The following is a 22,252-nucleotide window of genomic DNA, read 5'->3' on the forward strand; positions in this document are numbered from 1 at the left end:
TCTGTATGTCTGATGTGCCCGGTCATGTAAGTTGTTCCCGATAGCTTGTCGCTGGTAGCTTTGATGTCAGCAACGGCTGTGTTGTGTCGTGGTATAAAGCAGGGCTGTTGGATCTGAAACAGAAGTTACAAAAGAAAAGCAGTCGTTGAATCTCATGTGACCGCAGCAACCAGGCGCTTTTCTGCAAGCAAGCGCCGGTTGATGACGGAGATTGGTAGATGTCACTTTATTAGTGAGTTTTCCTGAATAAAATGAATGACTTGTTCAAAAGCTTCATTAATGGCTTTTGGATGATTCCAGTCGATGTGTTCCCAATCTACCCCACAGTTCAGTGCCAGCAGATTTTCCGAAAGGATAAACTTCATTAATTCAGGTGATTCCACTGTCCCTAAACGATAACGTTTTTTCTTTTCCGGGCTGGCGGTTGGTTTGATATTGTTGAGGACGTCCTGAATCCTTTTGTTCACAGCTCTTTTATGTTCGATATTAAGAACTGTCTGACCTATCTTTTTGCGATAGCGCTGCTCTTCGGTCACAACGATTTTTTTCATCGCAATAAAAGGAATGGAATTACCGTTTTGATAGGCTTCAATCACTGCCGGATAACGTGTCAGTACATTGTAGTTGTCAAAAGCTCCCATCGAAATACCCAGCAAGCTCGAGGTTTCGCGGACGGTCAGCCCTTTGCCTTCCGTCCGTTGCCGCATAGAGCTTAATGTTTCCAGTTCCTGCATTGCTTCCTGAAAAGCCTGCAATTTGCCGTATTGCGGAAGGTCTTCCCGACTGGCGTTTTCCTGAAACTGTTTGGTGCGAGGCAGCGACGGCTTGTGGTTGTATACTTTAAAATGTGCTGCACCATCGATACCATTGGTATAAACCAAAGCAAAAAAACGACGATGGCCGGTTAGCAACTGATAGTTATTATTTTCAACCGGATAAATGGTGGGAACCTGAATTAATTCAGAAACTGATACGTTTGCAGCAAGCTCGATAATTGAGGCAATAGTCGCGTTGGCTTTCTTCCACTCAATGCTATTGCGGTGAAAGCAGTTTACGATGCAGGACTTGCCAATCACAACAGTGTCACGACAATCAAGCCGTTCAATCAGTTGTGCTTTGGACAAACTTTTATAAGCAATTTGGTACGCGAGCTGATCGGGTATGATTACCGCAGGGAAAAATCGGGCATTTTTTTTATCGGGTTGAATGCGATTGAGAAAAATTGATTTGTATTCGTAGGGTTGCTCAATCAGGATTTTGGAAAAATCCATTCGATTTAGCTCAGCCGTCAGCTGTTGCTCCAGGGAAATACCGCTCAATCGCCTGCTCCAGTCGTAATATCTGATATCCAGGCATTGTAAGATTTATAAGTAGGGGCAGCAAGTCATCTGACCATTAAAGTTCGGCTTGCAATAAAGTTGGTATCTACATCGGAGGAACAGGTGAATAACCCAGTTGAGTTAACTTTGTTTTAACAGATTCATCTGTCAGGTACCGTCGCAGGACCATTTGGGGATCAATATGGATACCGTCCAAACCATCTTCCCGCCCCTGCAGGTAAGCGTCCTTATAAATTTCGCGTAACAAGTGTGTCATGATGTCCATTGGGTTTCCATTCATCTTGTACTAAATCTTCTATCTGTCCAATAAAAGGTTGCGGCTCCGTCACCCAATCAGGCAAGCAGGCAGCACAAAACTCACTGTGAGCATGAAAATTACCATTCTGCGCCGGCGCTAAGATACAAAAACAGTGCCTGAGAAAATTAATGAAGTTGTGATATTGGCTTGATAAATCGCGGATATCAAAGGATAGCGCCGCGCTAGATATTTGGCCTTGACGGTTTTTGCACCCAGGCCAGCTCCATTCTGAACACCGTGACAACATTACTATTGATACGGACTACAGGTAGCAAATGTGATTTTTGATGAGTTGGTAATGAGTTAAATCTTATATTCGGCGCAAAAAAAATGACTTAGGTTGTGACCCCGTCAGCAGTCTGATTTCACCGCAGACAAAATTCTGCATAAGCAGGTTTTTCTGTATTTTATTCTGCCTTTTATGCGCTGCTGACTTTTGTTTCTATTCCGGTTGCAGCTTACTGGCGCAGCCCTGTCTGCTAAAAATCCATCGTAGTCTAAAGCCATTATCTATAATGCTGACAGTGAAAATCACCAACTACCCCTTCATGAGTACTCAGGCAGATCAATAGCCATCGTTATATAACGGCGTATATTACGAATAATAACGCCATGAAAAACGCAAGGTCACGACATCGCATAACAACCGGCTTTGCGTATCAAAGGGGCTTGGCAGATAACCAGCTGAAGCACAGGCAGACTATCTGATCAGGCCCGGAGTAGATGAATGATGCGTCCATTTTCTTTTGCCCGCTTAAATGCCGCCGGATTGGCTGCGATGTTTTGTTTCCTTAGTGCTGTTCCGGCACAAGCCGCCCCTTGCGAGTTGACCGTTTCGGCGGCGGCCAGTTTAACTGCGGCTTTTAAACAAATAGCTGCCCGTTTTGAAAGTAGTCAGGTCTGCAAACTAAGGTTGAACTTTGGCGCTTCAGGGGTGCTGGTACAGCAGATGCGCCATGGTGCGCCGGTGGATGTGCTGGCGACAGCCGATCAACAAAGTATGGATTTGGCGGCGCAACATGGCCTGATTAACCCAAAAAGCCGCCAGGATTTTATTGCCAACACCTTAGTGCTGATTGCCCCTGTTGGCAGCGCCATTCTCAGTGGAATAGCGCCCGGTGGCAGTGAACGCAGTGCCAGCGGACTCAGTGCGGCCGGGCTTGGCGGCACGCCTGCATCGTCAGAGTCGCAGGCTGCGCTGCTGCAGCAGCTGAGCAAACCGCAGGTTGAGCGTATTGCTATTGGCAATCCGGCCAGCGTGCCAGCCGGCCGTTATGCTAAAGAGGCGTTGCAGCATGCTGGTTTAGCCAAAACGCTGGAAGCCAAACTGGTGTCAGGGACTCATGTGCGTCAGGTGCTCGATTATGTGGTGCGTCACGAAGTCGAGGCTGGTTTTGTCTACGCTTCGGATGCGAAAGGACAACAGGTGCAACAGCTTGGTGCTGTTGCAACCCAGACGGCAATCCGTTATCCGCTTGCTATCAGCACAGCTTCGGCCAATCCAGCAGCGGCGCTGGCATTTAGCCGTTTTGTCCGCTCTGAGGCTGCGCAGCAGATTTTATTGCAACATGGTTTTAGCCCAAAAGGCGAATAAAGGAGCTGGCATGAACTGGAGCGCCATTCAATTATCCCTCTGGGTGGCCAGCGTGGCTACAGTACTGAATCTGTTGCTGGCCGGTGGTTGTGCCTATGTATTGGCGCGACGCAATTTTGCCGGTAAATCCTGGTTTGAAGCAGTGCTGACTTTGCCGATGGTATTGCCGCCCACAGTGGTGGGTTATTACCTGTTGGTGTTGCTGGGGCGCAACAGTGCTTTGGGTGGCTGGTTGGAAAGCTGGTTTGGCATCCGGCTTATTTTCACCATTGAAGGCGCTATTGTGGCGGCAACTGTGGTGACTTTTCCGTTAGTGCTCAAGCCCGCCCGTGCCGCTTTTGAAGCGGTAGACTCTCAACTGATTCAGGCAGGAAAAGTGCTGGGGCTCAGTAACTTTGCCGTGTTTTGCCGTATCACCTTGCCGCTTGCCTGGCGCGGTATGCTGGCCGGTTTAATGCTGGCTTTTGCCCGGGCCATGGGCGAATTTGGTGCCACCCTGATGTTGGCCGGCAGCATTGCGGGTAAAACCCAAACCTTATCTATTGCCATTTATGAAGCTGTGCAGGCGGGTGAACAACAAAGCGCCAACGAGCTGGTGCTGATTACTTCAGTGCTTTGTGTGGTGCTGCTGGTTTTGGCCAATCTGCTGACACAAGCAAAACAGCAACAGCCTGGTTCAGGCCGCTGAGTCTGGTTTTATTGGCAAATCTGCGCTGGGAGTCGAGGTTATTTTGTTTGAGATCTGTATCAAAAAACGTTTTGCTGACAGTGGATTTTCGCTGGATGTGGCTTTTCAAAGCAATGCGCAGCGGCTGGTGTTGCTTGGCCCGTCGGGTGCAGGCAAAAGTCTGACGCTCAAAGCTATTGCGGGTTTATTAAAGCCCGACAGCGGTCGGATACAGATTGGCAATCAGCTGTTGTTTGACCAGCAAAGCGGTGTAAACCTTGCGCCGCAAGAGCGCAGGCTGGGTTATCTGTTTCAGGACTATGCGTTGTTTCCGCACCTGAATGTCAGTCAGAACATTGGTTTTGCGCTCAAATCAGGTGTGCTGAATCCGCGCCGCCAGCATCAGCATCCGGTGATACAGCTTTGGCTTGAGCGTTTTGAATTAACCCCTTATGCACTGTTGTATCCGCATCAGCTGTCCGGTGGCCAAAAACAACGGGTGGCGTTGGCGCGCGCTCTGGCTGGTGAGCCCGGCGCGCTGCTGCTGGATGAACCTTTTGCCGCTTTGGACCCAAAGCTGCGGCAAAGCCTGCGTGCTGCATTATTGCAACTGCAAGTCCAGACGCAGTTACCGCTGTTGTTGATCACTCATGATGCAGAGGATGCGGCAGTGCTGGGGCAAACTGTCATTGAATTGGAGCAGGGGCGGCTGAAAAGCCAAAGCTGAATTAAAACCATGTTTGAATAAAACCAGGAAGTTAAATGATGGACAATCTCAACCCAACTTTTGGCCTGGAAGCAGATTTAAAGCTGTCGGTGAAAGGCCAGGTATTAGGCGGCAAGCTGCAGGTGTTGTTGCTCAGTGAAATCGACAAATGTGGTTCTATCACCCATGCCGCCAAAGCCGCCGGCGTGAGTTATAAAACCGCCTGGGACGCCATTGAAACGATGAATCATTTAGCCGGCACACCGCTGGTGGCCAGAGCCGCCGGTGGCAAGGGCGGCGGCGGTTCACAACTGACAGCGCGTGGTGCTCAGCTGGTGGAAAATTTTCGGCAAATTGAGGCGGCACATCAGCGTTATTTAACTGAAATTGCGGGTCAGACCGGGGGCTTGCTGGACGATATGTTGTTGTTACGCAGACTCAGTATGAAAACCAGCGCACGCAATCAGTTTCTGGGTAAAGTGATCAAAATCACGCCAGGCGTTGTGAGCGCCGAAGTAGTGCTGCGCACTGGCGATGGGGTTGAAGTGGTGGCTGTCATCACTCATGACAGCTGTCAGCGCCTTGGTTTAACCCCGGATGCTGAAGCTTTTGCGCTGGTAAAATCCAGTGCCGTGATGCTGCTGCCGGCAGGGGAGAACATTAAAACCTCTGCCCGCAATCATTATTCCGGCCGGATCAGCAGGTTGTTACCAGGCGCCGTCAATACCGAAGTGCTGGTGGCCCTTAACGACATCACCACTATTGCTGCCACTATCACCAATGTCAGCGCAGAGCAAATGGCGCTGCGCGAAGGAGTGCCGCTCGGCGTGGCTTTTAACGAGTCCAGCGTGATTATTGCGGTGCCTGCTTAATGCTTAATGGCCTGACGAGCTGATGTGTTTATCCGGTTGAGCATGTAGTAGTTCAAATAAAAAAACCACCGCAGGTGCGGTGGTTTTTTTATGCGTAGGACAGCAGGTGGCTGTCGGTTTGGCTGACCCTGATGGCAATAGCGCAGCCTGTTATATCCGTCGTAGCCCATATCTGTTATTGGCGGCCCAGACACATTGCAGTTTGAGTTGTTGTTTACCGACCAGCAAATCCACCAGACTATTGAGTTGCAGTTGGAGGTTGGTTTTAATGGCAGCACCCATGCCGGGGCTGTAGTTCTCCAGGGTACAGTTGTGTTGTTGCCCGCCCAGAGCCAGCCGGGCCTGAGTGGCAAAGGTTTGGAAACGGTCAAACTGGCGGCGGTTGCCGCCCAGATGTTGTGGCGGCAGTTTCAGACTTGCCGGTTGGTAATTGCTGGCCTGCATGCGCTCAAACACCGAGTCATGCACTTGCATCAGATGGCCCTGACCGGGTGGGGTTTCCACTTTGCGGATATAAGGGCTGTCCATCACTTTGCCAAACAGCTGGTGTGTTTTGCCAAAAGAGTCGTGCAAAGGCGCCAGTGCGCTGGGGGTGACCGATGCTTGCCACATTGGGTCCTGGGTATCAAATTCCAGCCCGAGTTGGCTGGCTTTTTCGACCATCCACACCAGGCTCAGATCCGACACGCTGTGGTCTTCATAACCACCGCCGATATCTGAATGCACTCCGGCAAACCAGCATTGTTCCACTACCTGATTGGCGGCTAAATCGCCGGTCCAGATCGAAGGTGCAAATGGGCCGCGTTTTTCATCCAGTGCCAGCGCATGGTACGCGTGGTGTACCAGCGGACTGATTTCGGTATCAAAAAAACTCACCAGCGATTTTGACAACTGCCGAAGGCCTGGCGTGGGCACGCCCAGCGCACCTACGGTGTCCCAAACACCAATCATCTGAATATCGGGTCTGTGATTATCCTGATACAGCCTGGTGTTTCTTTTCGCAGGTTCAGTGCGGTAATACTGATACGCCTGTGGCAGTTTTTCCCAGTGGTCTTTGGGCAGCAGACCTATGGCGTTGATCATACCGGCAATAGCACGGGCGGTATAAGCACCGCGGCTAAAACCAAAGAGGTAAATTTCATCCTTCGGGTCGTAGTTATGAATCAAAAAACGGTAGCCATCCAGCACGTTCTTTTCGATGCCTTTACCGGTAGCACCACCGATAAATTTATCTACAGCGCCGCCTGTGCCCACGCCCTGGTCGTAAAACACCACCTGCTGGATGCCATTTTTGTCCACCGGCGCCAGGTGGTGGGCAATTTTAATCACATTGGTCGGGTTTTGATCCGGTTCGTTCCAGGTGCCGTCACAACAAATCACAATTCGTTTTTTCGTGTTCATCACAGTGCCTCCGCTGGCAAAAGATCGGGATTGCCTCCTATGCAGCACGGCATACTTATCTGCATAAAAGCAGTATAGGTGAGCAAAGTTGGGGTGATGGCAGCAATCTGGCTTAGCGCGCTGAATTTATAAAAAAGGCATAACACCGCCGGTCACGGCCGTGTTATCAACAGCAGCGACTGTTAGGTCAACTACACCAACAAAGCGGGGTCGAGCAGTTGTTTGAGTTCGTCAGCACTCAGGCCGGACATTTCAATGGCAACATCCAGTACCGGTCTTTGCTGCAGATAAGCCTGTTTGGCAATAGCCGCTGCTTTTTCATAACCAATCAGTGGGTTGAGTGCAGTCACCAGCACAGGATTGAGTGCCAGAGTTCGGCTTGTATTGTGTTGTAAGACCACTAAACCGCCGATACACTGCTGCGCCAACGCCTGACAGCTGCCCGTCATCAGCTCAATACTGCCAAGCAGATTATTGGCCACCAAAGGCAGCATCACATTCAGCTCAAAATTGCCGGATTGACCAGCCACTGTAATGGCACTGTCGTGACCTATCACCTGAGCACAGGCCATAGCCACAGCTTCAGGGATCACCGGGTTGACTTTGCCCGGCATGATTGAGGAGCCAGGTTGTAACGCTGGCAAAGTGATTTCGGCGAGGCCAGCCAGCGGACCAGAGTTCATCCAGCGCAAATCATTGGCAATTTTCATCAGCGCCACCGCCAGTGTTTTTAAAGCACCGGAACAGGCCACGGCCACATCCTGAGTGGCAATACTAAAAAAGAAATTATCAGCGGGGCGCAGAGCCAGACCGGTGAGCTGACTCAGCTGTGTGGCAAACAATGCCGCAAACCGGGGGTGGGCATTGACGCCGGTACCGACCGCTGTGCCGCCCTGCGCCAGTTGTTGCAGTCTGGGTATTTGTTCAGTGAGTAAAGTCTGACCATGCTTCAGCTGAGCCTGCCAGCCGGAAAACACCTGGGAAAAACGCACCGGCATGGCATCCATTAAATGAGTGCGGCCGGTTTTAAGTATCTGACCACATTCAGCGCTTTTGTCGGCAATCACCTGCTGCAGTCCAACCAAAGCCGGCAGCAGCTGGTGCTGCAGCGCCAGTGCTGCACTCAGATGAATGGCGGTTGGAATAGTGTCATTGCTGCTTTGCCCCAGATTGACCTGGTCATTCGGATGCACTGTTTCGCCGGCAAGCTGGCTTGCCACTGTGGCCAGCACTTCGTTGACATTCATATTGCTGCTGGTGCCGGAGCCGGTCTGATACACAGAAACCGGATATTGCCGCGCCTCTGTGTCCGCCAGTTGAGCCTGCGCCGCCTGCACTATTGCCTGGGCTATTGCCGGTTTTAATAACCCCAACTCGGCATTGGTTGTCGCAGCAGCCAGTTTGATTTGCAATAAGGCACGGATAAAAGCCAGTGGCATGGTGCTGTTGTTCAAGCGGAAATTGTCGACTGCACGTTGGGTTTGTGCCTGATATAACGCATAGGTTGGGACTTGCAGTGCGCCCATACTGTCATGTTCGGTGCGGCTGTTCATCATTGGCTCCTTGGGTTGCAAGGCGGAAGTTTTTTGTTACAAATGGCAGCATAGACCGCAGCAGCCATTTTGGCTGCGCGATAACGGACAAACACTGAAATTGCAGGGCAAGTACAGAAAAAACAACGTTGTTATTACCATAACCCTTTTTACTTTATGCTGATCAACCAGCGGTCTTTTTACTACCAGTGAGCAGGTCAAACAGATACAACAAGACAGGGCGTACACCTTTGTACATCAGTGCGGCCATCAGCAGTATTGCCGTGCCAAAAGCTGCCGGAAGCAACACACCAAAGGTGTAACTCATGGCCAGTACAAAACCGAATAAAAACTCTGCCCGGTACAAAGGGAAAAACAGCGCCAGCAGTGGCAGACTCAGCATCAGCTGTGACAATACCTGTTCCCGGCCTTGCAAAAACAACACAGACACCAGCACCCCAAACAGCAGGGCTGCGGCAAAAGACCCCAGCACGGCAACCGGATAAGGCTGGTTTACCCGTCGAGAAACCAAACCCAGTAAAAACCAGCTTAACGCTGGCATCAGCAGCGCTCCCCACCAGTTGGAAATGGCCGGTAAATCCGGCTGATTCAGTAGGTGATGACTGACGACGCCCCCATTTAAGTGTTCAATCGTCAGTAGAATCCAGATATAGAGACTGGCCAGTAAGGTAAGGCCCAGTTGATATTTTTTGAATGATGTTTTGGTCATGCTGTTGCTCCCTGAAGAACCACCAGTGTAGTGCGCTGCAACGACAAACCAAGGCGCAAGAATGTAAGCAAAATTATCCGCTACTCAGCCTTCCGCTGCAGTATCAAGATGCTGTTGTGGGTAAGGGCCGCTTTGTACATCAATGATATTAGGCCGAAAGTCACTTTTTTGGCCGGTAAAAATCATGACTTCCGGCACCTGCTGCCGGGCCGGCCGCTTTATAGAATGCAGCCATGGTGTTCAAGGTGGATACCTCAGCAACAGGATTACAACATATGAAACTTCCAACTTTTTTCTGCATCGCCGCTTTGTTGTTTCCCAGTGCTCAGGCGCTGGCGGCTTATCAGCTGGATCTGAACATTCAGCAAATCAAAAGCGCACAAGGTACTTTGCATGTGGCGCTGTATAACAACGAAGCCAATTATGAAGCCGGTCAGCAAGCTGTGGCCGTGCATAAAGTGCCGGTCAGCAGCAACAAGGTGCAGTTGCGGTTTGCCGGTTTAGAGGCCGGCACTTATGCCATTAAAATTATGCATGACGAAAACAATAACGGTGAGCTGGATAAAAATGTGTTTGGTATTCCGACTGAAGGTTATGGCTTTAGTAATAATGGTGGTCAGTTTGGCCCGTCCAGTTTTAACGAAGCCGCTTTTACGCTCAGCGCCAATCAGCAGTTAGCCATTCAGCTGCATTAATGATGTTGGCAAAAGCCGGGACCTTATTGCGGCTGATCTCAGCCTGTTGCCACTATTGCGATAAAGTGCCCTGGCTTGCTGTCGGAGTCTGGTCGGCCTGGGCTTAGCTTGTGTTAAACTGGCGGCTCTTCTGATTTGAGCTTTCCGATATGCACAGCACCGATAAACCCCTGCATGGCATCCTTGCCATGTTGCTGGCCGTTTTTATGTTTTCTGGTATGGATGCCAGCATGAAAGCGCTGACCAGCCACTACAGCCCGATGCAGATCACCTGCTTACGTGCCGCCTGCGCCTGGCCTTTTATTGTGGCCTGGCTGTGGCACGGCGACAGGCTGCAACATTTGCTTGATGCCCGCTGGTCTTTGCATATTTTCCGCGCTGTACTGGGTGTGGTGATGCTGGCGGCTTTTATTTATGCGTTAAAAACCCTGTCGCTGGCTGATGCTTATGCCATCTTTTTTGCCGCGCCTTTGCTTATTACTATGTTGTCGGTGTGGTGGTTAAAAGATTATGTGGCGCCCAGGCAATGGGTTGCCATCGCTGTTGGCATGGCTGCTGTGCTTTATATGCTTAAACCAGAAGGCGACCAGCTGCTGAGTTTAGGTGCGCTGGCGGCGTTATTGTCGGCACTCTGTTATGCCATTTCTGCCATTACGGTGCGCATTCTGGCCAAAACCGACCATAGCGGCAATATGGTGTTCTGGCTGATGACGATGATAGGGCTTGGCGCTGGTCTGTTGGCCATTCCTGACTGGCAACCGCTGCAAGCTGCTCACTGGCCTTATTTTCTTGCTATTGGTTTAACCGGCGCTATTGGCCAGGTGTTTATTACCGAAGCTTTCCGGCTGGCACCCCCTTCGGTGATTGCCCCTTTTGAATATACCGCGCTGGTCTGGGGCTTAGGCTTTGACATCCTGCTCTGGCAAGTCTGGCCTGATGCCACTTTGTTAATTGGCGCTTCGGTGATTATGGCCAGTGGTCTTTATCTGATTTGGCAGGAAAGGCGTTAAGGCCATTGTTGAAATGGCTGCTGCCAGCAGCGTTGGCAAAATGCAGGCAGATTACAAAAAGCCGGCGCTTTGATAGCGCCGGTTTTTTATCAAAAGTGCAGCGGCAACTTAACCCAGCCGTAAATCAGACTTTATGATGCCAGCTGCCCGCATTTCATCTTCATGGCCTTCGTCGCGCCAGCTTTCGTTCAGTGCCGCTTCGTACCAGCTTTGCATACCGGGCAAGGCCAGCATCCGTTTGGCATAGGCCATGGAAGGAGCGCTCAGCTCCAGACCATAACTCTGGATGCGAAACACTACAGGCGCAAAAAACGCATCTACAGCGCTAAAGCTGTTGCCGGCTAAAAAAGGCCCGCCAAATTCAGTTAAACCTTGCTGCCATAAGGCATCAATACGCTGCACATCTTTGGCCAAAGCCGCCGGATACTGATGCAGCTTGACCCTGACACCACAGTTCATGCCACAGATATTACGCAGCGCAGAAAAACCGGCGTGCATTTCACTGGCAGCACAACGGGCATAGTTACGGGCTTTGGCATCTGCCGGCCAGACGCCCTGGTGTCGCTCTGCTAAATATTCCACTATCGCCAGCGATTCCCACACCACAGTCTCGCCGTCGTGCAAACAAGGCACTTTGGCGGTGGGGGAAAAACGGCTGAAGTTGGCAAAGTTATCCGGCAAAAACTGCTGTAGCTGCTCGGTAAAAGGGATGTTCAGTTCGGTCAGTAATAACCAGGGCCGCAGCGACCAGGACGAATAGTTTTTATTGGCGATATAAAGCTGATACACAAACACCTCCTTGCTGATGAAGTGATTACAGTACGCCGCTCAGAGCACGTGCTCAAGCGCTGAACCCTGGTAAATTTGTGAATATCTGTTGTGTTCGGTGTGGGTGCCATTGTTACCCTCAGGTCGTGGCCTGGCCTTCTTGTTGATGTTCGCTGAAATCAGGGCTGAGGAAGCGTAGTTGTTTTTGGGTGCAAAATCGCCAGTCCGGTGGTTACTTGGCTATAGACTAAGCCGGTCTTTGTGCCACAACGAGAGCACCATCGACATCTTGACCCCCTTCAAGCCGGGGGACTATGTCTTGCATCAGCTTGATGCTAAAACCTGCGCCTTGCAGTGCTGCAGACAGATAGCGCTGTTGGTGACAGTAACGCCCGTTTTCCTGCAAGAGATAGGCAGGTGTTGCTTCGCTGCTGCGATACTGTTCGACGCTGAAAATAAAAAAGCCGGTTGGTTGCAACACCTGAAAAACGTTCGCGAAAACCTGCTGCAGATCGCCAAAATAAACCAGAGTATCAGCGCAGATCACGTAGTGAAATTGTCTGGCGCAGTGCTGCATATAATCAGACAACTCTGCTTCATGCAGCTCGTCGTAGAGTTGACGCTGCGCTGCTTTGGCCAGCATTTTCCCGGACAAATCCACCCCAACAAGGCTACGGGTCAGTTGCTTCACATAGGGCGCGCAGAGTCCGGTACCGCAGCCAATATCCAAAACGTCGATTGGCGCGGCAAACTGTTGAGCGCTGGCGATGAGTTGTTCACAGATTAGTTCTGGCACCTGATACTGCAACTGAGCAAGCGCCTGGTCAAAATAAGCAGAGTAGCTGTCAAAGGTTTGTTTTATATATGAATCTGATGACCTTTGTGGAATATCCTGATGGCTGTAGGACGCCAGTAAATGCTGTGCCATGGCATCCTTTGGGTTTGTTATCAGGAGCGCCTGCAGCAGTTCGATAGCTTCGGCCGGGCGGTCGGATTTGTGCAGAACCTGGGCAAGACGAATGGTTGTCACATTGTTGTGTGGATCCAGTGACAATGCCCGCCGAAAGGCAAGCTCAGCCTGAGCCCATTGTTTTATGTCTGCATAAATATTGCCGAGCGTATGCAGGGCAATTGAATGATCAGGCTGGATAAACAAAGCGCGCTGGACAAACTTCAGCGCGTCGCCTGTGTGTTTGGTTTCACGTAACACAACCGCCATATTCACCAGCGCCTGAACATGGTTAGGCGCTACGGCCAGCACTCGTGTGTACAGCGCCTGCGCCTGGGCAACACGCTCGGTTTCTTTGTAAATATTGGCTAAGTTGTTCATTGCATCCAAATACAGTGGAGCGACCGATAGCGAGCGCAGTATATGGGCAACAGCAGCCTCAGGTTGGCCTGTCTGATAAAACGCCAGCCCTAAGTAATGTAATGCGTCTGGTTGGCTGGGTGCTGTGCGCAATATTTTTTTGTATGCCGCCATGGCCTGAGGTAATTGGCCATTTTTGTGCAGCGTTCGGGCTTCAGCGATGGCATTAGTAATTTTATTCTGCTTGCTGGTCGACATATGCAACCCTTTTGATTCATTTTTATTACATTTATTATGTTCACTTTATTTGGTGACACGACCTGTGCGTTATCAGCAGGTGCTCAACCTTTATAGACCCTGGCATTAAAAATAAACACCGGTCTGGCCAGAAAAACATTTAAAAGTAGAACGCCGGAATGGACGGATACCGGCATTATTGTTTGGTTGTGTTTTTTATAAATTTTCATATTGAGGCACAAATGCCAATACTCTTATTTTAAATTATGCTTTTTGTAAATTTAGGTAATATGAATGTTAATTGTTCGGTGGTGGTAATTTTTGAATAAGCGTAAATAAAATTAGGCGCTGATGTCAGGTTTTTATGCAATCTTCATTTGGTTTTGAGTAATAAAATATTGTAAATAACTAATTTTATTTTGTTTTTAATCTGTGGCTTCAAATATGCATCGCCGCGCACGGTGGTGATGTTTAAATTATTATCTGAGTATTAAATATTTTATTCCGCCAGAATCAAGCCTGTCAGTTTATTGAATCACAACATTCAGACACCGGCTTGCCCTCAAGTCTTGTCCATCAGGAACTGCAGTAGTCCCAGAGGTCCCGATGTATGGAAAATTCATTTAACTTGATGATAGATAATCGAAAATAACATAACCAAAGGTGATTTATGAAAACAGGACATTTTGTTGCTCAATATGTTTTTACAATAGCCACTGCGACCACCTTACTGATCACACCCATTACAGCTTCGGCTGCTGTTGATATGTTTTTAAAGATAGAAGGCATTCCGGGCGAAACGACGGACAAAGCGAACATCGGAAGTGTTGATATTCTTGCCTGGTCTGAAGGGCTGTCCCAATCGGGCACCACCCATTTGGGAGGTGGAGCCGGCGCAGGGAAAGTGAATGTACAGGACATCAGTTTTACCAAGTATTTAGATAGCTCTAGTCCAGTGTTGCGCCAATATATCAGCAGCGGTTCTATTATTCCAAGCGCCATACTCACGGTCAGAAGTGGCGGTGAGATCCCGCAGGTTTTCTTTAAAATTGAAATGAAAAATATCCTGATCAGTAGTGTCTCGGCTGGTGGCAGTGGCGGTGAAGATCGTCTGACTGAAAATCTTACGCTTAATTTTGCAGAGGTACGCTGGACTTATATCAAACCAAATGGTGCCGAAGTAACGGCGGGTTGGAATATTCCAGAAAATAAACCTCTTTAATTACTCAATAAGCCAATTTTGGAGGAGTACATTAAATGAGGCTATTGCCAAATATTCTATTGCGAATGTTCTTCTTGTGTATTTGTACAACAATGTTCGTGTCTGGTTTTGCAGTGGCTGAAAACATTGATACAAAAGTTGTCATCGATCACAATAATTTTACTTTGGTGAGTTCCCGCCGGGTAACCAGAACAGTCAGCGAATACAGTATCAGGGCTGTCGCAACCAATTTGACTGCAGTTGAAATCAAAAATGTGACGGCGAAATTAATTTCAACCCCCCCGAACATCAAGGTGATTGACGGTAACCTGAGTTTTGGGGTGTTAGCACCCAATGCAAGTGCAACAAGTAGCGATGAATTTACTATCCAGATTGATCTGCGCCAGAGTTATTCATTGGCGGATCTGAAATGGGAAGTGAATGGAGAGCTGGCGCCGCCTGTGTCCGCACCCTCTGCGGTCGGTATTTTTATGCGTATCGATAATCATGTGATCAAAGGTGACGTCGTTCATAAGAGTCATAAAGACTGGATTGAGCTGTTGGCCTGGTCAGAAGGCTCGTCAAATACAGGCACAACCCATCAAGGTGGAACCACAACAGGGACATTTAGTTTGGGTGATGTGGGCGTGACTAAACTGTTAGATTCAGCCAGTCTGCCACTCAGAATGGCGATCGCATCAGGTCGTTATTTTGACGAAGTCCAGATTGATGTCATCAAATCCTGTGGTGGTAATAAATATACACAATACGCGATAACGTTAAATCAGGTGCTGGTCACCTCTTTAAGTGCCAGTGCGTCCGGTGGCGTGGATAATTTGGCCGAATATGTCACATTAAATACCGCCAGCATAGAAACCATGTACACCCCGGTCGATCGCGATTGTAGGTTAGAAGACCCTATCTATTCTTTAGTTTCATATGAGTAGGCAGTTTGCCTGCATTAAAAATAGGAAGCGATATGAGTATGCAAAAGATGTTATTTAGTTTTATTTGTTACTTAGTGCTTAGCTTTCAGCCGGCATGGGCAACAATCATTACTGCGACCACCTCAAATATTTCCGGCAATAGTTGGGAGTCGCGTTACACCATCAACAATAACACCGGCTCTGCGATTAAATGGTTCACCATTTATTTTGATTTTAATCATTACAGCAATCTGGTTTATATCCCAACTGCGGAAGTCGGTGTGGACTGGGATGTATTCTCAGTTGAACCCTTCCTCAGTAGCGATGGTTTTGTCGACGCCTTTTCATTTGGCGATGGTATTGGCATCGGACAAAGCCTGACCAACTTTGTGGTGCGATATCAGTTCTCAGGACAATATTTACCCATAATGCAGAGTTTTGAAGTGTATGACCCCGATGCGCTGGAGCCGACACTGCTTGATTTTGGTGACGTGGAGATCACAGCAGTGCCACAGCCCCCGGTATTGTGGTTGTTTGCGGCAGGGTTTATCTGTCTGCTGTTAAAACGCAAAGGCCCTTTAGCGTTAATTCGCCGCCGAATCTGATAAGGACGATACAGATAAAAGGCGGGGGCGAACCGTCGAGGTAGCATCTTTGTTGGCCGTTTAAAGGCCTGGTTTTGCCCGGTTGTTTTACCTCGCCGGCGTGAAAATACAGTGTGTGCACTAAAAAGCCCTGTCAGAAGACCGGGCTTTTTCTTGCGCACTGACATGGTGCCACATGTCTTGTCATCTGTTTTTATCAGTGACAGTCACAAGGAGAGCCCTCAGCGCAGTCGTCCTTGTTGTCGATATGATGCTGTCGCGACAGGGCGGCTTTTTGGCACAAAATGCTGGCACATGGCTGGGGTTTAACTGCACCGGGCCAACGATTTGTGTATGGTGTAAAAAACAGAAGCAATGGAGTGATGTGGAATGGATTTTCAGCAATGCCGTGATTATTGCCTGATGCAATTGCAAAGTAGCGAAGATTTCCCTTTTGGCCCCGATATTTATGTGTACAAGGTGGTTGGGAAAATATTCGCTATTTTAAGTGAAAACCTGGTACCCGGCACTCCGGCTAAAGTGGCCAGCCTGAATTTAAAATGCGACCCAACCGAAGCTTTGATGCTGCGGCAAATTTTCCCGGCCATTACACCGGGTTACCATATGAATAAACAACACTGGAATACGGTGTTGCTGGATAAGTCGGTGCCGGACAACGAAGTCAAACGCATGATTGAGCAGTCTTATCAGCTGGTGGTCAATACTTTGCCCAAAGCAAAAAGACCACGCCTGAGCCAGCCCTGAAACCAAATGGCAAAAAGGCGGAAATTGCCAGAGCGCTGAAAAAAATGACTGTTTTCACGCTGGTTGCTGTAATGTTCTGCGGTTAAGGTATGGCAGGTCTTTTACTGTCAAAGGAAACTCAAATGACACACTGCCCGCAACTGAAGTTATTTCACAACCCACAAAGCCGTTCGTCCGGTATCCGCATCCTGCTGGAAGAACTTGAACTGCCCTGTGCTATTGAACTGGTTGATTTTAAAAACAAACCTGAAGCCTTATTGGCAGCCAATCCGCTTGGCAAAGTGCCAACCTTGCTGGCAGACGATGCAGTGGTCAGTGAGCAAATTGCCATAGTGCAGTTTTTAGCTGAGCTGGCACCTGGCAAAAACTTAAGCCCTTCAGTGGGCGATCCGCTGCGTGGTCCTTATTTACGGGCGCTGGCGCTTTATGGCAGCAGTTTTGAACCGGCCATGATCGATAAAGCGCAAAAACGCGATGGTGGCTCGCCCGGTATGAGTGCTTATGGCAGTGTTGAAACGGTGGAAGCTTTGGTGCGCACCCAACTCAGTAAAGGCCCCTGGTGGCTGGGCGAGCGTTTTACCGCTGCCGATGTGCTCTGGGGTTCTTCATTAAGCTGGATCACCCAGTTTGGCCTGATGGCCAAAACGCCGGAAGTGGCTGCTTATATTGAACGTTTTTTGCAGCGCCCTGCGGTTATTATGGCGCGGGCGAAAGACGCAGCAGACGCGGCAAAACTGGCCTGATGTGGTGGCACAAGCCGGGCAAGCGGCCTGAGCTTCTGCATTTTTGCCACTTTTACGGTTATGATAAGCCCTGATTATTTCTCAGGGCTTGGTTTTTATGCGGATCCTGCATAGCTCCGACTGGCATCTTGGCCAGTTTTTTATTGGCAAAAGCCGTCAGTCTGAACATCAGGCGTTTTTTCGCTGGTTAAAACAACAAATTATCCAGCTCGACATTGATGTGTTGCTGGTGGCCGGTGATATTTTTGACAGCGCCACCCCACCCAGTTATGCCCGCGAACTTTACCATCAGCTGATTGTGGATTTACAGCCAACCGGCGTGCAATTGGTGCTGCTGGGCGGCAATCATGACTCCGTGGCTGTGTTACAGGAAAGTGCCGCTTTACTCAAATATCTGCACACCCAGGTGGTGCCGGGTTATCAAACCGATATTCAGCAACACCTTATTGCGTTAAAACGTAAAAATGGCGAAGTGGGCGCTGTGCTGGCGGCTGTGCCTTTTTTAAGGCCAAGAGATTTGTCACAGCGCCAGGATGGTAAAAGTCAGGCTGGCCAGAGTGCCAGTGATAAAAGCCTGCAGCTGCAACAACAAATCGGCAGTTTTTATCAGGAGCTGTATCAGGGGGCAGCCGACTACGCCACAGCCCTTGGCAACAAAGAGCTGCCGCTTGTTGCTACCGGCCATCTGACTACAGTAGGTGCCAGCAGCACAGAGTCGGTGCGGGAAATTTATATCGGCACGCTGGAAGCTTTACCGGCCAGCGCCTTGCCCCCTTTTGCCTATATAGCGCTGGGTCATATTCATCAGGCGCAAAAAGTGGCGGGTTCTGAATTTATCCGTTATTGCGGCTCGCCTATCCCGCTAAGTTTTGATGAAGCCAGTCAGCAAAAACAGCTGCTGCTGGTTGAGTTCAACCCAGAGAACGCCAAGCCTGAGGTTCGCAGTATTCAGGTGCCTTGTTTTCAGCCTTTACTGAGCCTGACTTCTAACTTGGCTTCTTTAGCCACTAAACTCCAGCCGGCGCTGTTGCAGCTTGCGCCCGGGCAAACTTTGTGGCTGGAGCTGGTGCTTAGTGGTGAAGATGTGTTGTTGTCGGATGTTCAGTTGCAATTACAGCAGCAGCTGGCTGATTTACCGGTTGAGCTATTAAAACTGCGCCGGGAAAGGCGCAGCGGCGCTGCACCCTCATTACAGGCCGACCCTTCATTACAGGAGTTGACTGTTGCTGATGTGTTCAGCGCCAGATTGCTGCAGGAAGAGCTGACGCCTGAGCTGAATCAGCGTTTAACCCAGTTGCATCAGCTGGCGTTAGCGCAGCTGGCCGAACAACAAACTGTGGTTGTGAGCGCTGACAATGCAGGCGGGGTGGCCGGATGAAAATTCTGTCGCTTCGGCTGCTAAACCTGAACTCCTTGCGTGGGGAATGGAAAATTGATTTTCGCGACCCGGCGTTTGCCACTTCGAACTTATTTGCCATTACCGGCCCGACAGGCGCCGGCAAAAGTACGCTGCTGGATGCCATTTGTCTGGCGCTTTATCACCAAACACCCAGATTAAAGCTGCTCAGTCAGAGCAGTAACGAGCTGATGAGCCGGCACAGTGCTGAATGTCTGGCCGAAGTGGAATTTTCGGTGCAGGGTCAGGGGTATCGTGCATTCTGGAGTCAGCGCCGTTCCCGTGGTGCGCTGGACGGTAATCTGCAGGCCGCCAAAGTAGAGCTGGCCAAACTGGACGGTGAGATTTTAACCGACAAAAGTTCGGAAAAGCTAAAACTGACCGAGCAATTAACCGGGCTGGATTTTGCCCGTTTTACCCGCTCTATGTTGTTGTCGCAGGGCAACTTTGCCGCTTTTTTAAATGCCAGCGCCAATGAAAGAGCTGAGCTTTTGGAAGAGCTGACCGGCACCGAAATTTATGGTCAGCTGTCGATGCAGGTGTTTGCCCAATGCCGTGAGCTGGAAACCGAACAAAAACTCACTCAGGCCAGATTACAGGGCATGCAATTGCTGGGTGCTGAAGAATTAGCAGCGCTGGCAACTCAGGAACAACAACTGAGCGCGGCGCAGCAAGAGTTGCAACAGCAACAACAAAGGTTGGTGCCGCAGTTAAACTGGTGGCAGCAACAGCAGCAGGCCTTGTTGCAACAGCAGCAGGCCGGGCAAAAACTGCAGCAGGCGCAAGATGCGATGGCGCAGGCCAAAGTGGGCCTGGCCAAGCTGGACACTTACCCTGAAGTCACGCGGCTGCAACCTTTGTATCAGGCGCTGCTGCAGGCCAGGCAGCAACAGGAACAGGCGCAGCTGCAACTGCAGCAATGGCAGCAACAATATCAGCCGCTGGCACAGGCGCAGCAGCAAAGTCTGGTGTTGATTGCTCAGTTGAGCGCTGAACGCCACACAGTGTTGCAGCAGCAGCACCAGCAATACAAAGCTGAGCTGGCCACTTTAGAGCAGCAGCTGGCCGGCCGCCTTTCTGCCGGCATGCTGGCCGAATTACTGGCCGCTTTTCAACCGGCCTGGCAGCAGGCTGAGCAGCGGGTGCAGCAACTGGCCCATTTAGCGCAGCAACAGCAAAAACTTGAGGCTGAGCTTCAGCAGCTGTCGCTGGCAGGCCGGCAGAAAAAGGCGCAGGAACAACAGTTTGCGACTGAACAAACCAAAGCTGAACAACAGCTAAAGCAGTTAGTCGCGGCGCAGCAACAGCTGGATGCCGGCGCTTTGCAGCAACAACAGCAGCAACTGCAACAACAGCAGTTTGTGTTGGCTGGTGCGCTGCAACAACTGACTCAGCTCAGCCAACTGCAGGCCAAAGTGCAGCAGTTGCAACAACAAAGTAGTGAGCAACAACAGCGCTCACAGCAGCTGGAGCTGCAGGTGACACAGCTGCGTCAGGCGTATAAACAGCAGGAAGCAGTGGTCAAAGACAAAGAAGTTATTTTTCAGCAGCAGCTGAAAATTACCGAATTATCGGCACTGCGGGCCAATTTGCAGCCAGGGGAAGCTTGTCCGCTGTGTGGCAGTGCCGACCATCCGGCCGTTGAGGCTTATCAGCAGCTCAGCCCCAATGCCGCTGAGCTGGCGCTGCAGCAGGCCAAACAGCTGCTGGAGCAATATTTACAGCAGGGCACAACAGCGCAGCAACAACAAACCCGGTTGCAGACCGAGCTTGCCAGTTGGCGGCAGCAACAGCAGGAGCTGCAGCAGCAACAGCAGAACATCCGCAGCCAGCTGCAGGACCTGACCCTGCCCGCTGAGCTGTTGATGCTGGTGCAACAGAGTGCGCAGAGTCTGGCGCTGGCGCCGCTGGAAGCGCGGCAACAACAGCTGAGCCAGGCATTAGCCCAAATCCAGCAGCAGCTGCAGCAATATCAGCACAGTCAGCAGCAGCTGTTAGCGGCGCAGCAACAGTTGCAGCAGGCACAGCTGAATGTGCAACAACTTAGTCAGCAACTTGCGCTGGATCGCCAGCACTACCTGCAGCTGCAAAAAGAGCAAAAACAACATCAGGATGAACAGCAGCGGCTTAGCGTTGAACTGGAAACACAGCTGCAGGCGCTCAGTGCGAAGTTGCAAATACTGGGTGACGCGCCCGTTGCACAAAAGCCCGGCGCCTTGTGGCTGACAGAGCTGCAACAGCGTCAGCAGCACTGGCAGGCGCAGCTGAAAGGCTGGCAACAACAGGAACTGCAGCGCACACAACTGGAGCAGCAGTTATTGCAACTGACACCGCTGCTCAGTCAGGTGCAGGCAGAAGCTGCGCACTGGCAGGCGATCAGCGCAGAGCAGGGCGTAGATGGGCAGCAGCAAGTGCCACAGTCAGCTCAGGCTGCATCGGCCGAAGCACTGCAGCAGGCTCTGCAACAGCACATCAGCCTGTGGCAGCAGCAACAGCAGCAGCTGGCGCAGCTGTTGGGTCAGCAACAAAGTTTGTCAGTACAACAACAGCAGCACGACCTGAAGCTGGCGGCGGCGCAGCAACAATGGCAGCAGGCGCTGGCGGCCAGTCCTTTTGCTACTGAAATTGCCTTTATTACTGCTCAGCTCAGTGAAGCGCAGCTGGTGCAGTTACAACAACAAAAACAGCAGTTGCAGGACGCTGAAACCTCAGCCAAAGCCTTGCTGGCGCAGGCCACTGAACAGCTGACGGCGCTGGAAGCCAGCAAAACAGCAGATTTGCCGGAACTTGCTGTGCTGGAACAACAGCAACAACAGTTACAACAACAGCAGCAACAGCTCAGCGAGCAACTGGGTGAAATCCGGCAGCAGCAAAAACAACAACAACAGCTGGCACAGCAACAGCAGGCGTTGTATCAGCAGTTGCAACAACAGCAGGACACTTATCAGGATTGGCAAAAGCTGAACAGCCTGATAGGGTCGGCCGATGGTGCCAAGTACCGCCGTTTTGCCCAGGGTTTAACACTGCAGCAATTGCTAAAACTGGCCAACCGGCAGTTGGACAAATTACACAGCCGTTATCAGTTATGCCGCAAAGCCGACAGTGAGCTGGAATTACAGGTGCTGGACAGCTGGCAGGCCGACGCGTTGCGCGACACCAAAACTTTATCCGGCGGTGAGAGTTTTCTGGTTAGTCTGGCGCTGGCTTTAGCGTTATCCGATCTAGTCAGCCATAAAACCCGGATCGAATCGTTATTTCTGGATGAAGGTTTTGGCACTTTAGACCCGGACACGCTGGAAACTGCGCTGGCGGCGCTGGATAGTCTGCAAAGCAGCGGCAAAATGATTGGCGTGATCAGCCATGTTGAAGCGCTGAAAGAGCGGATCCCGGTGCAGATCAAAGTGCAAAAACAAGCAGGTTCAGGCTGGAGCCAGCTGATTTTGCCCGCCTGAGTGCCCGCCTGAGTGCCCACCTAATT

General features: G+C 50.5%; 19 protein-coding genes. 13 read left to right on the forward strand and 6 right to left on the reverse strand.

What is annotated here, in order from left to right:
* Positions 1 to 221 precede the first annotated feature (221 nt).
* Positions 222 to 1,319, reverse strand: coding sequence for a hypothetical protein (locus N3Z11_RS00045; protein WP_260655087.1), 1,098 nt, complete (start codon positions 1,317 to 1,319; stop codon positions 222 to 224).
* A 1,046-nt stretch (positions 1,320 to 2,365) separates the two neighbouring features.
* On the opposite strand from N3Z11_RS00045, the gene modA reads away from it, so the two are divergent.
* The 4 genes from modA to N3Z11_RS00065 are packed head-to-tail and all read left to right on the forward strand — an operon-like array spanning position 2,366 to position 5,477.
* Positions 2,366 to 3,232, forward strand: coding sequence for a molybdate ABC transporter substrate-binding protein (modA, locus tag N3Z11_RS00050; protein WP_260655088.1), 867 nt, complete (start codon positions 2,366 to 2,368; stop codon positions 3,230 to 3,232).
* Between the two features lie 10 nt (positions 3,233 to 3,242).
* Positions 3,243 to 3,920: a molybdate ABC transporter permease subunit gene (modB, locus tag N3Z11_RS00055; protein WP_260655089.1), complete on the forward strand. Its 678-nt coding sequence runs from the start codon at positions 3,243 to 3,245 to the stop codon at positions 3,918 to 3,920.
* Positions 3,921 to 3,963: 43 nt separating this feature from the next.
* Complete coding sequence (locus N3Z11_RS00060) at positions 3,964 to 4,626, forward strand: sulfate/molybdate ABC transporter ATP-binding protein (protein ID WP_260655090.1); 663 nt, start codon at positions 3,964 to 3,966, stop codon at positions 4,624 to 4,626.
* A gap of 35 nt (positions 4,627 to 4,661) precedes the next feature.
* Positions 4,662 to 5,477 (forward strand): TOBE domain-containing protein, encoded by an 816-nt coding sequence (locus N3Z11_RS00065; RefSeq protein ID WP_260655091.1) that lies wholly within the window; start codon positions 4,662 to 4,664, stop codon positions 5,475 to 5,477.
* A 150-nt stretch (positions 5,478 to 5,627) separates the two neighbouring features.
* Here N3Z11_RS00065 and N3Z11_RS00070 read toward each other — a convergent pair whose 3' ends face one another.
* From N3Z11_RS00070 to N3Z11_RS00080, 3 genes are all read right to left on the reverse strand, one after another.
* Positions 5,628 to 6,878, reverse strand: coding sequence for a DUF2235 domain-containing protein (locus N3Z11_RS00070; protein WP_260655092.1), 1,251 nt, complete (start codon positions 6,876 to 6,878; stop codon positions 5,628 to 5,630).
* 191 nt (positions 6,879 to 7,069) lie between these two features.
* Positions 7,070 to 8,431 (reverse strand): class II fumarate hydratase, encoded by a 1,362-nt coding sequence (locus N3Z11_RS00075; RefSeq protein WP_313771317.1) that lies wholly within the window; start codon positions 8,429 to 8,431, stop codon positions 7,070 to 7,072.
* A gap of 163 nt (positions 8,432 to 8,594) precedes the next feature.
* Positions 8,595 to 9,140, reverse strand: coding sequence for a hypothetical protein (locus tag N3Z11_RS00080; protein WP_260655094.1), 546 nt, complete (start codon positions 9,138 to 9,140; stop codon positions 8,595 to 8,597).
* Positions 9,141 to 9,415: 275 nt separating this feature from the next.
* Between N3Z11_RS00080 and N3Z11_RS00085 the strand changes: the two genes are divergently transcribed.
* Both N3Z11_RS00085 and N3Z11_RS00090 read left to right on the forward strand, forming a co-directional pair.
* On the forward strand, positions 9,416 to 9,835 hold the full coding sequence (locus tag N3Z11_RS00085) for a DUF2141 domain-containing protein (protein WP_260655095.1): 420 nt from the start codon (positions 9,416 to 9,418) through the stop codon (positions 9,833 to 9,835).
* 149 nt (positions 9,836 to 9,984) lie between these two features.
* The gene (locus N3Z11_RS00090) at positions 9,985 to 10,845 is read left to right on the forward strand and encodes a DMT family transporter (RefSeq protein WP_260655096.1); all 861 of its coding nucleotides are present in this window, start codon (positions 9,985 to 9,987) and stop codon (positions 10,843 to 10,845) included.
* A 108-nt stretch (positions 10,846 to 10,953) separates the two neighbouring features.
* On the opposite strand, the gene N3Z11_RS00095 is transcribed toward N3Z11_RS00090, so the two are convergent.
* Together N3Z11_RS00095 and N3Z11_RS00100 are read right to left on the reverse strand one after the other, a co-directional pair.
* Complete coding sequence (locus tag N3Z11_RS00095; protein ID WP_260655097.1) at positions 10,954 to 11,634, reverse strand: glutathione S-transferase family protein; 681 nt, start codon at positions 11,632 to 11,634, stop codon at positions 10,954 to 10,956.
* A 226-nt stretch (positions 11,635 to 11,860) separates the two neighbouring features.
* Complete coding sequence (locus N3Z11_RS00100; protein WP_260655098.1) at positions 11,861 to 13,180, reverse strand: tetratricopeptide repeat protein; 1,320 nt, start codon at positions 13,178 to 13,180, stop codon at positions 11,861 to 11,863.
* A 649-nt stretch (positions 13,181 to 13,829) separates the two neighbouring features.
* Between N3Z11_RS00100 and N3Z11_RS00105 the strand changes: the two genes are divergently transcribed.
* The 7 genes from N3Z11_RS00105 to N3Z11_RS00135 all read left to right on the forward strand — a co-directional run bounded on the left by N3Z11_RS00105 (position 13,830) and on the right by N3Z11_RS00135 (position 22,226).
* Entirely contained in the window at positions 13,830 to 14,381 is a 552-nt protein-coding gene (locus tag N3Z11_RS00105; RefSeq protein WP_313771318.1) for a type VI secretion system tube protein Hcp, read from the forward strand.
* Between the two features lie 35 nt (positions 14,382 to 14,416).
* Entirely contained in the window at positions 14,417 to 15,307 is an 891-nt protein-coding gene (locus N3Z11_RS00110) for a type VI secretion system tube protein Hcp (RefSeq protein WP_260655099.1), read from the forward strand.
* 32 nt (positions 15,308 to 15,339) lie between these two features.
* The gene (locus N3Z11_RS00115; RefSeq protein WP_260655100.1) at positions 15,340 to 15,891 is read left to right on the forward strand and encodes a hypothetical protein; all 552 of its coding nucleotides are present in this window, start codon (positions 15,340 to 15,342) and stop codon (positions 15,889 to 15,891) included.
* Positions 15,892 to 16,260: 369 nt separating this feature from the next.
* Positions 16,261 to 16,635, forward strand: coding sequence for an MmcQ/YjbR family DNA-binding protein (locus N3Z11_RS00120; protein ID WP_260655101.1), 375 nt, complete (start codon positions 16,261 to 16,263; stop codon positions 16,633 to 16,635).
* Positions 16,636 to 16,757: 122 nt separating this feature from the next.
* Positions 16,758 to 17,378 carry a glutathione S-transferase family protein gene (locus tag N3Z11_RS00125; protein ID WP_260655102.1) on the forward strand — a complete coding sequence of 207 codons (621 nt, stop codon included), beginning with the start codon at positions 16,758 to 16,760 and terminating at the stop codon, positions 17,376 to 17,378.
* Positions 17,379 to 17,475: 97 nt separating this feature from the next.
* Positions 17,476 to 18,756 carry an exonuclease subunit SbcD gene (sbcD, locus tag N3Z11_RS00130; protein WP_260655103.1) on the forward strand — a complete coding sequence of 427 codons (1,281 nt, stop codon included), beginning with the start codon at positions 17,476 to 17,478 and terminating at the stop codon, positions 18,754 to 18,756.
* A complete protein-coding gene (locus N3Z11_RS00135) occupies positions 18,753 to 22,226 on the forward strand; it encodes an SbcC/MukB-like Walker B domain-containing protein (protein WP_260655104.1) in 3,474 nt (1,157 codons plus the stop codon). The genes sbcD and N3Z11_RS00135 overlap by 4 nt, the downstream gene beginning before the upstream one ends.
* Positions 22,227 to 22,252 lie beyond the last annotated feature (26 nt).

This window comes from Rheinheimera sp. 4Y26 (assembly GCF_025245835.1).
Taxonomy (GTDB): Bacteria; Pseudomonadota; Gammaproteobacteria; order Enterobacterales; family Alteromonadaceae; genus Pararheinheimera.

Bases quoted from the DNA above. Each gene is read 5' to 3' on its own strand.
- N3Z11_RS00070 (WP_260655092.1), bottom strand. From the start codon at position 6,878: ATGAACACGAAAAAACGAATTGTGATTTGTTGTGACGGCACCTGGAAC.
- N3Z11_RS00090 (WP_260655096.1), top strand. From the start codon at position 9,985: ATGCACAGCACCGATAAACCCCTGCATGGCATCCTTGCCATGTTGCTG.
- N3Z11_RS00075 (WP_313771317.1), bottom strand. From the start codon at position 8,431: ATGAACAGCCGCACCGAACATGACAGTATGGGCGCACTGCAAGTCCCA.
- N3Z11_RS00065 (WP_260655091.1), top strand. From the start codon at position 4,662: ATGATGGACAATCTCAACCCAACTTTTGGCCTGGAAGCAGATTTAAAG.
- modB (WP_260655089.1), top strand. From the start codon at position 3,243: ATGAACTGGAGCGCCATTCAATTATCCCTCTGGGTGGCCAGCGTGGCT.
- N3Z11_RS00085 (WP_260655095.1), top strand. From the start codon at position 9,416: ATGAAACTTCCAACTTTTTTCTGCATCGCCGCTTTGTTGTTTCCCAGT.
- N3Z11_RS00135 (WP_260655104.1), top strand. From the start codon at position 18,753: ATGAAAATTCTGTCGCTTCGGCTGCTAAACCTGAACTCCTTGCGTGGG.
- N3Z11_RS00100 (WP_260655098.1), bottom strand. From the start codon at position 13,180: ATGTCGACCAGCAAGCAGAATAAAATTACTAATGCCATCGCTGAAGCC.
- N3Z11_RS00105 (WP_313771318.1), top strand. From the start codon at position 13,830: ATGAAAACAGGACATTTTGTTGCTCAATATGTTTTTACAATAGCCACT.
- N3Z11_RS00080 (WP_260655094.1), bottom strand. From the start codon at position 9,140: ATGACCAAAACATCATTCAAAAAATATCAACTGGGCCTTACCTTACTG.
- N3Z11_RS00120 (WP_260655101.1), top strand. From the start codon at position 16,261: ATGGATTTTCAGCAATGCCGTGATTATTGCCTGATGCAATTGCAAAGT.
- N3Z11_RS00110 (WP_260655099.1), top strand. From the start codon at position 14,417: ATGAGGCTATTGCCAAATATTCTATTGCGAATGTTCTTCTTGTGTATT.
- N3Z11_RS00125 (WP_260655102.1), top strand. From the start codon at position 16,758: ATGACACACTGCCCGCAACTGAAGTTATTTCACAACCCACAAAGCCGT.
- modA (WP_260655088.1), top strand. From the start codon at position 2,366: ATGATGCGTCCATTTTCTTTTGCCCGCTTAAATGCCGCCGGATTGGCT.
- sbcD (WP_260655103.1), top strand. From the start codon at position 17,476: ATGCGGATCCTGCATAGCTCCGACTGGCATCTTGGCCAGTTTTTTATT.
- N3Z11_RS00115 (WP_260655100.1), top strand. From the start codon at position 15,340: ATGAGTATGCAAAAGATGTTATTTAGTTTTATTTGTTACTTAGTGCTT.